The organism is Brevibacterium sp. Lmc1 (genome assembly GCF_057654315.1).
The window spans coordinates 3,142,475-3,156,779 of the sequence record NZ_CM172803.1 but is presented as its reverse complement, the minus strand read 5'-3'; the positions used below and the strand labels follow the sequence as shown (position 1 = coordinate 3,156,779).

11 protein-coding genes are annotated in these 14,305 nt (G+C 64.4%); 8 read left to right on the top strand and 3 right to left on the bottom strand.

Annotated features, from left to right (window positions below; translation table 11 throughout):
- Window positions 1-35: 35 nt before the first annotated feature.
- The 3 genes from AC239G_RS14115 to AC239G_RS14105 all read right to left on the bottom strand — a co-directional run bounded on the left by AC239G_RS14115 (window position 36) and on the right by AC239G_RS14105 (window position 4,765).
- Window positions 36-923 carry an N-acetylneuraminate synthase family protein gene (locus AC239G_RS14115; RefSeq protein WP_487489098.1) on the bottom strand — a complete coding sequence of 296 codons (888 nt, stop codon included), beginning with the start codon at window positions 921-923 and terminating at the stop codon, window positions 36-38.
- Window positions 920-2,374: an acylneuraminate cytidylyltransferase gene (locus AC239G_RS14110; protein ID WP_248283932.1), complete on the bottom strand. Its 1,455-nt coding sequence runs from the start codon at window positions 2,372-2,374 to the stop codon at window positions 920-922. Before AC239G_RS14110 ends, AC239G_RS14115 begins: the two co-directional genes overlap by 4 nt.
- 507 nt (window positions 2,375-2,881) lie before the next feature.
- Window positions 2,882-4,765, bottom strand: coding sequence for a dolichyl-phosphate-mannose--protein mannosyltransferase (locus tag AC239G_RS14105; protein WP_487489097.1), 1,884 nt, complete (start codon window positions 4,763-4,765; stop codon window positions 2,882-2,884).
- Window positions 4,766-5,079: 314 nt separating this feature from the next.
- Here AC239G_RS14105 and AC239G_RS14100 point away from each other — a divergent pair, with 314 nt between their 5' ends.
- The 8 genes from AC239G_RS14100 to AC239G_RS14065 all read left to right on the top strand — a co-directional run bounded on the left by AC239G_RS14100 (window position 5,080) and on the right by AC239G_RS14065 (window position 13,959).
- Window positions 5,080-5,781: a DUF4190 domain-containing protein gene (locus AC239G_RS14100; protein WP_258041733.1), complete on the top strand. Its 702-nt coding sequence runs from the start codon at window positions 5,080-5,082 to the stop codon at window positions 5,779-5,781.
- Between the two features lie 364 nt (window positions 5,782-6,145).
- Window positions 6,146-6,601, top strand: a complete 456-nt coding sequence (locus tag AC239G_RS14095) for a DUF4190 domain-containing protein (RefSeq protein ID WP_139908743.1) — start codon at window positions 6,146-6,148, stop codon at window positions 6,599-6,601.
- Window positions 6,602-6,793: 192 nt separating this feature from the next.
- Window positions 6,794-7,228 carry a DUF4190 domain-containing protein gene (locus tag AC239G_RS14090; RefSeq protein WP_139908742.1) on the top strand — a complete coding sequence of 145 codons (435 nt, stop codon included), beginning with the start codon at window positions 6,794-6,796 and terminating at the stop codon, window positions 7,226-7,228.
- Window positions 7,229-7,395: 167 nt separating this feature from the next.
- Window positions 7,396-8,268: a 16S rRNA (cytidine(1402)-2'-O)-methyltransferase gene (rsmI, locus tag AC239G_RS14085; RefSeq protein ID WP_219729093.1), complete on the top strand. Its 873-nt coding sequence runs from the start codon at window positions 7,396-7,398 to the stop codon at window positions 8,266-8,268.
- 300 nt (window positions 8,269-8,568) lie between these two features.
- Entirely contained in the window at window positions 8,569-9,633 is a 1,065-nt protein-coding gene (locus AC239G_RS14080; RefSeq protein ID WP_139908741.1) for a type IV toxin-antitoxin system AbiEi family antitoxin, read from the top strand.
- A gap of 176 nt (window positions 9,634-9,809) precedes the next feature.
- Window positions 9,810-11,525, top strand: coding sequence for a methionine--tRNA ligase (gene metG / locus AC239G_RS14075; protein ID WP_259357627.1), 1,716 nt, complete (start codon window positions 9,810-9,812; stop codon window positions 11,523-11,525).
- Window positions 11,525-12,526, top strand: a complete 1,002-nt coding sequence (locus AC239G_RS14070) for a TatD family hydrolase (RefSeq protein ID WP_487489096.1) — start codon at window positions 11,525-11,527, stop codon at window positions 12,524-12,526. The genes metG and AC239G_RS14070 overlap by 1 nt, the downstream gene beginning before the upstream one ends.
- A 218-nt stretch (window positions 12,527-12,744) precedes the next feature.
- The gene (locus AC239G_RS14065) at window positions 12,745-13,959 is read left to right on the top strand and encodes a ubiquitin-like domain-containing protein (RefSeq protein WP_487489095.1); all 1,215 of its coding nucleotides are present in this window, start codon (window positions 12,745-12,747) and stop codon (window positions 13,957-13,959) included.
- Window positions 13,960-14,305 lie beyond the last annotated feature (346 nt).

Below are 14,305 nucleotides of genomic sequence, written 5' to 3'. Positions count from 1 at the left end.
CAGAAAATCCTCGCCGAGGTGGCTCAGCCGATTGCTCAGGCCGTGACCTTGCGCAGGGAATCGATCTTCGATTCCTCGCCCGGCATGACGCGCTTGACTCCGTCGCCGAATGCGGTTTCGAGGACGCGGACGCCCTTGACGAGGGAGGCGAATTCGCGCGGTTCCATCGATGCGGACTGGTCGGAGCCCCACATGGAGGAGTCGAGGGTGATGTGGCGTTCGATGGTCACAGCACCCAGTGCGGCTGCGGCGAAGGAGATCTCCAGGCCGAGCTCGTGGCCGGAGTAGCCGACGGGAACACCGTAGCGTTCGCGCATGGCCGGGATCGCCTTGAGGTTGACCTCTTCGGGCGGCAGCGGGTAGGTCGAGGTGGCGTGCATGAGCACGAGCTTGTCGCGGTCGAAGACCTCGACGGCCTTGTCCAGGGTCTCCCAATCGGACATGCCCGAGGAGCACAGAACCGGCTTGCCGGTGGCGGCGATCGCGCGCAGCAGCTCGAAGTCCGTCAGCGAGGCCGAGGCCACCTTGTAGGTCAGGGCATCGAACTCGTTCTCGAGGAAGTCGACGGAGTCGGTGTCCCACGGGGACGCGAACCACTGGAGTCCGACTTCCTTGGCGTAGCGGTCGATCTCGGAGTATTCGTTGATGCCGAACTCGACGCGGTGCTTGTAGTCGATGTAGGTCATCTCGCCCCACGGGGTCGAGCGCATCTTCGACTTCTGGTGTTCGGGAACGGCCACCTCGGGGTTGCGCTTCTGGAACTTCACTGCCTGCGCACCGGCGGTGACGGCGACATCCATGAGCTGCTTGGCGATGTCGACGTCGCCGTTGTGGTTGATGCCGATCTCACCGATCATGTACACGGGCTGGTTCGGGCCGACGAGGTGCTCTCCGATGGCCACGGGGGCGAGTTGATCAGTCATGAAACCTGCTTTCGGTTGGCACGCGAAATCTCCGCGCGGTTGGTGAACTGCGGCTGGTGCCGCGGGACGGACGGTTGCTGGTCGGGGAAGGCGGACGCGTGGCCGGACAGGGCCGCCGACTGGTGGCCGGCCGGGCGTCCTGACTGGTGCCCTGCCAAGGTCGATGGGTGTCCGGTGGGCGACCGCAGTGAGGTCAGGGTCGGATTCGGCAGGGGTTCGGCCGCCTCGGCGGGGATGGGAATGAGGTCGCAGACCTCACGCACCGCACCCCGTCCGCCTGGCCGATCGAGGATGACGCGGGCGGCGGCGAGGACGCGCGGGTGGGCGTCGGCGACGGCGATGGGCCAGCCGACGACGTCGAAGGCCTCGAGGTCGTTGATGTCGTTGCCGACGTAGGCGACGCGGGCCGGGTCGAGGTCGTTGGCGGTGATCCATGCGTCGAGGATGCTGGCCTTGTTGTCGATGCCCTGGGCAACGTCGACGCGCAGCTTCTCCGCACGGCGGGTCACGACGGGGTTGCGTTCCTTCGACAGGATCATCACGGGCACGCCGGACTTCACGAGTCGGGAGATGCCCATGCCGTCGCCGCGGTGGACGCGGACCTGTTCGTTTCCGTCCTCGTCGACGTAGGCGCCGTCGTCGGTGTGGACGCCGTCGAAGTCGGTGACGAGGGCGTCGACGTCGATGACCTGCGCGGTCTCCTGCGTCGAGGCGATGGCGCGGACGAGGGTGAGGTCGGACATGTCGTCGATCTCGCGGGCGTGCTCGGGCGGGACCTCTTCGATGCCGATGCGGCCGAAGAAGCGGTGCTCATGCTCGATGAGGCCGGAGGTGCGCATGACGTAGAACGCGCCGGTTTCGTTGAAGTGCTTGGCGCGGTCCTGGCGGCGCGGTCGGAAGCTGGCTTCGTGCCCGACGGCCACGGCCTGGGTGTCGTCGTCGAGGCGCCACAGGAAGGAATGGTCTTCGACGGCGGAGAAGACGACATCGGCGTCGTCGTCACGGACCGTGCGCACCGCGTTCTCGATCGAGGCGGAGTCGATGAAGGGGGAGGTGCACTGCATGAACACTGTGATGTCGAAGTCCTCGTCGAGGGTCGACAGTGTGTGGATGAGCGCGGATTCGCTGGTGGCGGTGTCGCCGGCGATCTCGGCGGGGCGGTGGGCCACTTCGGCGCCGGCACGCAGGGCTTCGGCAGCGATTCCGTCGTGGTCGGTTGAGACGATCACACGGTCGATGCTGGGGCTGGCCTGGGCGGCGTTGATGGCGCGGGCGAGCAGGGAGATGCCGGCGACCTTCTGCAGGTTCTTCAGCGGGATGCCCTTGGATCCTCCGCGCGCGGGGATGATCGCGACGGTGCGGTGGGGAGTGGGGGAGGTGGTGCTGGTTGATGCGGTGGTGCTTTCTGCCGCCTGGTTCGCGGCCACGGTGGTGCGCGCATCCGGCTTCATTTCCGACTGAAACTCGGTTGCGTTGGGCTCGTAGGTCGTCGATTGGTCATTCACAATGATTCGACGCTAACGACGGGGTGTTACCTCAAGGTGAACACGCCATGTCGCCGAGGCGACCCTTCGATGGCGAACCCGTGACGGATGTGCCGGTGGGCCGCGGGCGGGGCCGTGCGGCGACGTTCAAGCCGGCCCCTGTGCCCGCGGGCGGGGCCGTGCGGCGACGTTCAAGCCGGCCCCTGTGCCCGCGGGCGGTGGGTGCTGAGCGGGCAGAGCCGGTGGGAGCCTCATCGACTTTTGTGCAGTTGTGCGAAAACGTCTCATCGACTTTTGGGTAGGCAGGTGAATCGCTTCATCGACTTTTGGACGAATAATCCGGTTCGAACATGAGTATCTGATCAAAAGTCGATGACGAATGGGACAAAAGTCGATGACGCGCGGCCCGAAGCTGCCGGTGGGGTGATTCGACGGAGCCAGTGCGGTGCGTGGGTGCACGCCGACGTCAGCCGATCAGCGCCAGGTGATGTTCCACATGCGGTTGTTCCAGGCCGAGAACGGGATGACCTCACCGGTGTAGACGGGCCAGAAGTAGGCGAAGGCGAGGATCGCTGCGACGAGGATGAGCCCGACGCTCAGTCGCCTGGCGAACAGCGCCGCGGAGATCCGCGTGAAACGCTGCTTCGTCGACGGCCCTGGCGACGCTAGCCCACGAACCGGAACCCGACCCCAGACGAGGGTCAGACAGTACGTCACGGCCAGCACGACGAAGGGCACCATGACGATGGTGTAGAAGGTGAAGATCGTCCGCTCCTGGTAAGCGAACCATGGCAGCCAGGTCGCTGCCAGCCCGGCGAGGATGACGGCGGGGCGGACGTCCCGGCGGATGATCCACACGTTGAGGCAGACGAGCACAGCCAAAGCGGCCAAGCCCCAGATCACAGGGTTGCCCACCGAGGTGATCGCCGAGGAGCACTTCGCGACCGTGCACCCCATATCGCCCCGGTCGTAGGACTCGTAGTAGAACGATGTCGGCCGCCACTGCACGATCCAACCCCACGGGTTCGACATGTACGGATGCTCCGAGTCCAGCCCGACATGGAACGAGTACGCCGTGTAGTGATAGTGCGCCAGCGACGGCAGCCAATCCAACCACTGCGGCAGCGCGCGCCACCAGCCGAAATTCTCCGCAGCCCACTGTCGGTCCCACGCGTCATCCGAACGGATCCACCCGGTCCAGCACGCCACATAGGTCACGAGCGCGATCGGCACGAGCTTGAAGAACGAGGGAATGCTGTCGCGGATGAACATGCCCAGCCACGGATGCACGACCCCGGCCCGATACCGCGAATGCACATCCCACAGGACGATCAGAATCCCGAACGCCGCCAGCGCATACAGACCCGACCATTTCACCCCCGTAGCCAGGCCGAGACTGATCCCTGCAGCGAAGATCCAAGGCCGCGCGCCGAGGCGGGGCCCGAAGTTGATCACGTCCCTGGACTTCGTCCGACGCCGACGTCGGGCTTCCGCGGTGGGCGGGGCCGCCTCGGGGAGTGGGGCGGCGGAGGTGATCGACTCGTTAAGTTCGGTCGGGAAGGTTCGGGGGACCTCATCGGGGTCGGATGGGGAGGAAGCGGCCGCCTCGGGGAGGGGATCTGGATTCTGCAGTGTGCGGGACGGAACGGAGCTGTCGATCTCCGCGGTGCCCTGGGTCCAAGCGGCCAGACGCTTCGTCACCTGATCGCGGTCGAGAAGGATGAAGAAGAAGGCGAGGAGGACGAAGGCCATGAGCACGATGTCGAGCAGGCTCGTGCGGGAGTGGACGAAGTGCTCGCCGTCGATGGCGAGCAGGCCGGCGGCGATGCAGGCGAAGAACGCCGAGCGGAAGAGCTTCCAGGCGATGACGCCGAGGAGGAAGATCGTCAGGGTGCCGATGATCGCCACGGTGAAGCGCCAGCCGAACGAATCGTCGGCGCCGAAGAGGTCGATGCCCCACCCGATGAGCCATTTGCCCAGCGGCGGGTGGACGACGTATTCGGGGGTGGGCTCGATGACGCTGGGATCGCCGGCGTTGAAGGAATCGTCGGCGTTCTCGGGCCAGGAGCGTTCGTAGCCGAAGTTGAAGACCGAATAGCCGTCCTTGACGTAGTAGGTCTCGTCGAAGATCAGGCGGTGTGGGAAGTCGAGGCGGAAGAGTCGCAGGGCCGCACCGATTCCGGTGATGACGAGCAGGGCCGGCCACATCCACAGCGGTGCTCGGGTGGCCCACATGCCGGCGTGGAAGGTTTCGCGGCGCATCGCAGCGGCGCCGGAACGCACCTTTTCGCGTTTCCTCGCCAGGCGCTCGCGGGCGATGCGCCTGGTGGGGGGCGGGGAGTCTGCGGTGTGAGTCATCGGAGTCCAGTTTAGAGATCTCGGCGGGCAGGGCTCTCATGCGACCCGCAGGGAAGGGCGGGGCATTGGGAGTGATCGGGCCGACGAGGTGGGGTCGAAGGGGAGTGTCGGGCGGGCGTAGGTCGGGGAGTGAGGGCGTGCCGGGTGGGGCCGACGAGGTGGGGGAGTGAGGGCGTGCCGGGTGTGGCTGGCGTAGGTCGGGAGGGGGAGACCGGCATGAGGTTCGGCACCTTGAGCAGGATTCTTGGGCATTCGCCACCGTGCATCACTAGAGTAGTGGGAGACAGCCGGAGTCAGAGCGAATGGTGCACAACGTGTCGAACAACCCCAACTACCGCCCGAGCGATCCTCCCCAGGTCGGCTCGCAGCAGTTCAACAACAACTATGGGTCCCAGCCGCAGTATGGTCAGGGACAGTCGGGTCAGTACGGATCCGGTGCCGGACAGTACGGGTCCGGTGCGGGTCAGTATGGGTCCGGTGCCGGACAGTATTCGCAGGGACAGCCGTATGGGCAGCAGAACTCCTATGGACAGTCCGGCGCCTACGGTCAGCAGAACGCGTACGGACAGTCAGGCGGATACAGCCAGCCAGGTGCGTACAGCCAGCCGAACGCCTACGATGCCTACAGCCAGTCGGGCGCGTACAGCCAGCCGATGACCTACGGCACGCAGCCGGTCTTCGTCCGGCCCGCACCCAACAAGATGGCCGTGTGGTCGATGTGGATGGGCATCGCCGGTATCGGCGGCGGATTCGTCTGCGGCCTGCTGTCGATGATCCCGGTCATCGGCATCATCTTCAGCATCATCGCGATGTTCCTGTGGATCGCACCGGTGCTCGCCGTCATCTTCGGCCACATCGGCCTCGGCCAGATCAAGCGCACAGGCGAAGAAGGCCGCGGACAGGCGATCGCCGGGCTCATCATCGGATACGTGACTATCGCCCTGGGGCTCATCATGGCGATCGTCATGATCGGCATCCTGGGCATCGGCTTCTTGGGCATGATGAGCAGCTACTGAGCAGCCCCGCGTGACCTCGGCGCTGCCCGGGGCGACTTCGGCGCCGCCCCGCGTGACCTCGGCGCTGCTCCGGATGACTTCGGACGGGTGCCGAGGTCACGCTCGATTCGGACGGTCGGGCCGCTCTGCACGACCCTGAAAACGCCTGCCCGCAGCGTTGCGTGCGCCCCAAGGCCACGCGGGTACGGGCCGGTCGGGCCGCCTCGGCGAGGGGAACCTGCAACCTGTGGTGCAGGACTGCAACACGATTCGGCCGCCGCGCTCGCTGCACGTGGGTAGCGTTGATGACAGATATCGGGACACCCGTCGAGGACGGCCCCGAGCAGATTCAAAGATCAACGACAGCCAGCGGAACGGAACGGACATGAACACTCGCGTACTGCCTCTCGGGAACACCTACACCGGATCGAAGGGTTCGGTCCACGCCCCCGTCGCAGTCCACACGCCCGCACCGGTTCATACTCTGGCCCACCCTCATGCCCTGGTCCAGGCCCCCGTGACGTACGGAAACCGAGCACCGGTCGTCGTCTACCAGCAGGTGGCGCCGACGAATTCCTCGTCGATCGTCGCGCTGGTGCTCGGCCTCATCTCGTTCATCTCATCGTTTTTCTTCCTCGGCTTCGTCGGCATCATCTTCGGACACATCGCCCGTTCGCAGATCAAGGCCCGCGGAGAGCGCGGCAACGGAATGGCCGTGGCTGGACTGTGGCTGAGCTACCTGAGCGTGCTCTTCTGGGTCGTGTTCTGGCTGTTCTACTTCGGCGTCATCGCGCTCGTCATCGGCGCCTCGATCGCCGCTGGAAACGCAACCGTCAGCTGAGGCTCGGGATTCCGGGAAGCCCACCCCGGCAAACGACCTGGCGCACGGCCTCAACGTCCGACACACGCGCCCGCCCCGGCATCACATCGCAAGGTGCCCACCCCGCCAACTGTGATTGACCTGTAACCGCCCCGCCTTTTGCCGCCACCGACGACTCTGTACCGTTGAAGGCAACCACAAGGAGACTTCGCTATGAGCAGCCAGAACAACTGGAACAACCCGGACATGTACTATCAGCAGCCCCAATCGAACGCGGGCGGCTCGTACGGTGCCCAGTCGTACAGTCAGAACAGCGCCTACGCGGCCAATGCGCAGTACGCCGGCGGACCCGGCTACGTGTACCAGCAGCTGCCACCGACGAACGTGCTGGCCATCGTCGGCATGTGCGCCTCGATCTTCGGCGTCATCTCGTCCGTCTTCATCGGCGGCATCGCCGGCATCATCATGGGCCACATCGCCCGCAAGCAGATCCGCGAACGCGGAGAACGCGGCGACGGTATGGCCATCGCGGCCCTGTGGGTCGGCTACATCGGCACCATCCTCTGGATCCTCTTCTGGGTCCTCTACGTCGGGGTATTCGTCCTCATCTTCGGCGCGGCAATGGTCGGCGCGGGTTCGACCAGTTGAGTTCAGACTCCTTCGCGTCCTCCGACCAGGGCGTCGATGCGGATCGTGGAATCGGTGACGACGACAACTCCACCGAGGCGGCCGTCCACGGAGCCGACGACAACTCCACCGAGGCGGCCGGCCACAGAGCCGACGACAGCCCCACCGAGGCGGTGCCGTCCGACGACATCGACCTGACCGATGACGCGGGGCCACGTATCGGTCCGAACCTCACCGGCGGTCGACTGATCCTGGTCGGGACTCCGATCGGCAACCTCGGCGATGCGAGCCCGCGGATGCGGGAGGCCATCGAAACTGCCGATGTCATCGCCGCCGAGGACACGCGGCGGTTCCTGTCGCTCGCGCAGCGACTCAACCTCACGCACACGAAGCGTGTCATCAGCGTCTTCGACCACAACGAGGGCCACCGCGCTCCCGAACTCGTCGATATCATCGCCGCTGGTGAGACCGTTGTTCTGCTCTCCGACGCGGGGATGCCCGCCGTCTCCGACCCCGGCTACCGTGTGGTCAAGGCCTGCGCCGAGGCGGGACTTCCGATCACGTCGACACCGGGGCCGTCCGCGGTGCTCATGGCGCTCGCGGTCTCGGGACTGCCGAGCGACCGGTTCAGCTTCGAAGGGTTCCTGCCGCGCAAGTCCGGGCAGCGCAAGACCCTGCTGACCGAACTCAAGGCCGAGAAGCGCACGATGGTCTTCTTCGAAAGCCCACACCGCATCGCCGATGCGATGGACGACTTCGCCGAGATCATCGGCGTCGACCGGCCCATGGCCATCAGCCGCGAGCTGACTAAGACCTACGAGGAGACTCTGCGCGGAACCGTCGGTTCACTGCGCGATCAGGCCGCCGAGGGTCTGCGAGGGGAACTGACCCTCGTGCTCGCCGGTGCCACCGAGGTCGAAACGGCTCCGGAGGACCACCTCGGCGAGGTCAGCGCACTGGTCGACTCCGGTTCGCGTGCCAAGGACGCGGCCGGGCAGGTGGCGAAGAAGTTCGGCCTGTCCAAGCGCGACGTCTACGAGGCCTGGCTCCACCGCGAGTGACACGACTCGTGCGCAATCGGCTGTGGATAGCCGGCAGCCCAGTTTCGGGTGGATAGCCCATGGCAGAAAGTGGGCTATCCACCCAAAACTGGGCCATCAGCGCGGTTGAGATACTCCCCAAACGAGCCTGGTGCGAAAGGCACGAGCCGCTGTGAAGCCGGTCGACGACTCGACTCGAACGCTGACGCCTGTTGATTGACTCTTTACTGAGGCGCTGTCACCGTGTGGACGCCGAAGCTGATTCCACAGCAACAGGATTGAGCATTGCTGAATCAATGCGGATTTCGGCAGTGTGCCGGCATGAAGAACAACGTCGTGTATTTCACGGACCTTCGCAATGCTGGAGCCTCATCGGCAGACATCCGCAGCGCTTTGGGCTGCTGTCTGCGAAAGCTCTCTCGTGGAGTCTATACAGTCGTCAGTCGTTGTGAAGTCCGTGCCCACCGATACCTTTCTCCCTTCGCCACAGACTCGGATTGGATGACGTATCACGAGGAAGGACGCGACAAAGAGCGGTCCCAGCAACGCAGATACGAGGCGAATCTGAAGCGTCTGCAAGTCCTCCACTATCCCCACTACCGCGCAGGAGACATCGTGTTCGGGATCTCGGCGGCCCGCCTGCACAGAATCGGTATGTTCGATGAGCCGGACGAACCAGTATCGGTGTTCCACCCCGTATCAAGCACCAAATCACCCGAGCTGATCAGGCGACGCAGAACAATCGCAGCTGAAGACGTCTCCGAGGCGGAAGGGCTTCGCGTCACTACTCCGGCTCGAACTGCCTTGGATCTGCGGGCCGAACTCGGCAGCGCTGCGGCGTTTGCCGCGATGGAACAGGTGGTCAGATGGCATCTTCTCGGCGACGACGAGGATCTGATCTTCAGGCTCGGGTATCCGGCACACCTGCTGGACGAGGTTCCGGGTGCAGTCGCAGCTCTGTTCGCAGCGCCCATTGACCGCCTGGCACGGGGCGCAAAGGTGGCTGCGAGACTGGTCTCACTCGCATCACCGTTGTCCGAAAGCTATTTGGAGAGCAGAGCCGCCTTCAATCTGCATCTTCTGGGTCTGCACGACTTCGTGCAGCAGGTGAATATTGCCGATGGCAGCCGACTTCTCACGAGACTCGACTTCCTGTTCCGTGACGATAGAGTCGCACTCTACGTCGATGGGACGCAGAAGTACGTCGACGGCGGCTTCGACGTCATGAACAAGGAGAGCCGACAGCACAATCGTCTGCTGGCGATGGGCTATAAGATCGTGCGCTTCAAATTCAATGAAGTTCTGGACCCGAAGACCTTCGGACAGAAGCTCTTCTTACAGGCACCTGAACTACGTCGTCGATGTGGAAAACCGCTGGTTCTGTGAGCTGGTGTCCAGGTGCGAACTGATTCAGCCCAGTCCGAGGTGAGCCGCCCATCTTCAAACGTGGGCTACTCACCGCAAATTGGGCTATTCGCGAATCCTCGGCAAAAACTCGCTTGGGTCCACCAGCACCAGCCCATGCGCGCCTGCGCGGCGGTGTCCCTTAGACTGAGTTCCCTATGGGTTACTACTTGACGACAGCGATTGCCTACCCCAACGGGGCCATTCACATCGGGCATGCCTATGAGTACATTGCGGCCGACACGATCGCCCGGTTCAAGCGACTGGACAATCACGATGTCTTCTTCTGCACCGGCACGGACGAGCACGGACTGAAGATGCTGCAGGCGGCGAACAAGCTCGGCATCACCCCCAAAGAACTCGCTGACGACAACGCGAAGAACTTCCGCGACACCCAGCTCGCCCTCGGCTCGACCTTTGACCGGTTCATCCGAACCACCGACGAAGACCACTACGCCGCCTCGCAAGCCATCTGGCGCAAGCTCGAAGAGGCCGGCGACATCTACCTCGACACGTACTCCGGCTGGTACTCCGTGCGCGACGAGGCCTTCTACACCGATGACGAGACCGAAGTCGTCGACGGCGTGCGCCTGTCCAAGGAGACCCGCACCGAGGTGACCTGGACGGAAGAGGAGTCCTACTTCTTCCGCCTCTCGAAGTACCAGGACAAGCTGCTCGAGCTGTACAAGAACCACCCCGAGTTCATCGGTCCCGACTCCCGCCGTAACGAGATCGCCTCGTTCGTCGCATCCGGGCTCAAGGACCTCTCCATCTCCCGCACCACCTTCGACTGGGGTGTGCCGGTGCCGGGCAACGACAAGCACGTGATGTACGTGTGGATCGACGCACTGACGAACTACCTCACCGCCGCCGGCTACCCCGATGACCAGGAGCGCCTCAGCAAGTGGTGGCCCGCCGACGTCCACATCATCGGCAAAGACATCATCCGCTTCCACTCGGTATACTGGCCCGCGTTCCTCATGAGCGCCGGCATCGAACTGCCCAAGCGGGTCCACGCCCACGGCTTCCTCTTCAACTCCGGTGAGAAGATGTCGAAGTCCGTCGGCAACGTAGTCGACCCCCTCGACCTCGTCGATGCCTTCGGCCTGGACACCCTGCGCTTCTTCCTCTTCCGCGAGTTCTCCTACGGCCACGACGGCTCGTATACGAAGGACTCGATCATCACACGGAAGAACTCCGACCTCGCCAACGAGTACGGCAACCTCGCCCAGCGTTCGCTGTCGATGATCCAGAAGAACTGCGACGCCCAGGTCCCGCAGCCGGGTGAGCTCACCGAGGCGGACGAGAAACTCCTCGCCCTCGCCCGGGCCGTGCCCGACACCGCCCGACGCCACGTCGACACCCAGGCCCTCCACCTCTATGTCGAGGCCTGCTGGAAGGTGCTGTCCGAGGCCAACCGCTATTTCTCCGCGCAGGAGCCGTGGAAACTGAAGAAGACCGATCCCGATCGTATGGCCACCGTGCTGTGGGTGACGATCGAGGTCGTGCGCATCATCTCCATCCTCATCCAGCCGGTCATGCCCGATTCCGCGGGCAAGATCCTCGACCTCCTCGGTGTGCCCGCCGGCGTCGGTGAGGCCGGTGCGAAGGTCCTGCCGACCGCCGTCGATTCCGGGTCCGGCGCCGAGGCGATGGGAGCCGTATCCGCGAGCGCGGCCATCGGCGTCGCCGCCGGTGCGGCATACGCTTCGGCCGCCCTGGCGCCGAATGTCGCCGAGGCCGCTGCCGACGGCATCGCCGCCGCCGAGGCGGATCCCCGGTCGTTCGCGGCCGTCGGGTTCCCGCTCGAACCGGGCACGCCCCTGCCGAAGCCCGAACCCGTGTTCCCGAAGTTCGTGGAGGAGACCGAATAATGGCCTCGCGCGCCGCCGGAACCTATCCACCGGTGCCCGAACCACTCGCTCATCCCATCGTCGACACCCACACTCACCTCGACATCTGCACGGGTGTGCGGCTGCCGCTGGGTGCTGGTGAACCCGAACCCGAGGTGACCCCGAACGCGGACGAAGAGTTCCCGTCGCTGGATTTCTTCCATGACACCGCCTCCGAGGCGGGAGTCCGTCGCATCGTCCAGATCGGCTGCGACCTTCCGGCAGCCCGGTGGACGACCGCGCTCGTGGCTTCCCAGTATTCAGGCACCCCCGCCGAGGCGGCCACGGAGGTGGGATCCCTCGCCGAGGCGGCCGACCCCCGTACTGTGCCCGGCCCTCCTGCCGAGGGACGGACCTGGATGATCGGCGGGGCCGCCCTCCACCCGAACGAAGCCCCGCGGCTGGCCGAGCGCGGCCTGCTCGATGACGCTCTCACCGAGATCGAATCGCTCGTGAGCTCGCATGAGCGCATGCGCGTGGTGGGGGAGACCGGTCTCGACTACTTCCGCACGGCAGAAGAGGGAGTCGCCGAACAGCAGCGCTCCTTCCGAGCTCATATCGAGATCGCCAAGCGCACCGGACGTGCACTGCAGATCCACGATCGGGAGGCACACGCCGATGTGCTGCGCATCCTCAAGGAGGAAGGCGCTCCCGAGGTCACGATCTTCCACTGCTACTCCGGCGACGAGGCGATGGCCCGCGAATGTGCGGCCGAAGGCTATTACATGTCCTTCGCCGGCAACCTCACGTTCAAGAACGCCGACGAGCTGCGGCGGGCCGCGGCGGCCGCTCCACTGGAGCTCCTGCTGACGGAGACCGACGCACCCTTCCTCACCCCGCACCCGCATCGCGGTAAGCCGGGAGGTCCTTACCTCACGGCGGTCACGGCGCGGAAACTCGCCGAGGTGCGCGGGATGAGCGAAGAGGATCTGTGCGCGGCCGTGTGGAACAACGCGGAGCGGGCCCTCGGCAGCTGGGACTGAGCCGGGCTCAGCCCTTCGTTCTGTGAGCGAGATAACGGGACGCAGCGCCGCCTCGGCGGGGGAATGTCACGATCGGGAATGCCCCGGGAACACGGGGAACTCCAGGTCAGACACGCCCTCAGGAAACTCACACCGTTACATTTCCGTGATATTTTGCGAACCGTGTAACGAATCGGTTACAGTGAACAGGTCGATAAACTCTGCTCAGGGATATTTTTGTGATTGATTTTCTGAAGAACCGCAAGGTTCAGATCGCTGCACAGGCGGTCGTGATCACCGGACTCGTCGGTGGCACGGGCGCGGTTGTGACCATGAACAAGCCCGTGACCTTGGAGGTCAACGGACAGGCCGAAGAGATCCGAACCTTCGGAGGAACGGTCGGGGACATCCTCGACAGCCACGAAATCGATGTCGACAAGCGCGACCAGGTCAAGCCCGGTGTGGGCACCAAGGTCGACCGTGATATGACGATCACCGTCAACACGGCGAAGAAGGTTGCGCTGTCCGTCGATGGCAAAGAGACGAACGAATGGACCAATGCGAACACCGTGGGTCAGGCTCTGGCCGACCTCGGTGTCGACGCGAAGGGCGCCGACCTCAACGCGAAGGCCAGCCAGCGTCTGAAGGACGAAGGCAATGACATTGAGGTGACCACGTCGAAGGACCTCACCGTCGTCGCCGACGGCAAGGACCATAAGGTCTCGGCCGCTGTGGGCACCGCCAAGGAAGCCCTCAAGGACACGGGCGTCAAGCTCGACAAGGACGACTTCCTGTCCGTGCCGATGTCCGCCGAGGTCTCCGACGGCCAGGTGCTGACCGTCAACCGCGTGAAGAACGACACCGTCAAGGACAAGCAGGCCATCAAGGCCAAGGTCGAGACCAAGAAGTCCGATTCCCTCTACGAGGGTGAGACCAAGGTCGAGACCGAAGGCAAGGACGGCGAGAAGCAGGTCACCTACAAGGTCAAGACGATCAACGGCGAAGAGGTCAAGAAGGAGAAGAAGGACGAGAAGGTCCTCTCCGAACCCAAGACCAAGGTCGTCATCCAGGGCACCAAGAAGAAGGAAAAGCCGGCTGACACCGGCGGTTCCGACTCGGGTGACTCCGGCGATTCCGGTTCGGGCGACTCCGGTGACTCCGGTGGCTCGAGCACCGGCGGCGGCTCCGGTGGCGGCGGTTCCATGTCCACCGCCGAGATCAAGGCGATGCTCGGCGGACCCGGTTCCAAGTGGTACTCGGTCGTCGAGTGCGAATCGAACTTCGATCCGAAGGCTTCGAACGGCACCCACTTCGGTCTGTTCCAGTTCCTGCCCTCGACCTGGCAGGCCATGGGCGGCAGCGGCAATCCGTCGGATGCCAGCCCGCAGGAGCAGTTCCAGCGCGCCAAGAAGCTCCAGGCTGAAGCCGGCTGGGGACAGTGGGCCTGCGCCTGATCTGAGATCAGGTTCGCAGTAACCGACTGAGCGCCTGTACAGGCCATGAACTCTGGCCGTCATTGACAACAGATATCGACAACTGAGCTGAGGCGGTCAGCAAGGAGCGTGGGCCCCGAGGAGAGATCCTCGGGGCCCACGCTTTTCGGTGCCCCGCTGCCCCGGCTTCCGGGGCCCAATCTGAACTTTCGCCCAGAGCATGACGAATTGCTGGCACTCAAGTTGACCGAGTGCTAAGAGCGTTCTAGAGTCAGAATTAGCACTAGCACTCATTGAGTGCCAGTTTCATGAGACGGTCGAATCGCTCGGCACCCGCGACGACGAGAGGTTCATGGCATAAGCCGCC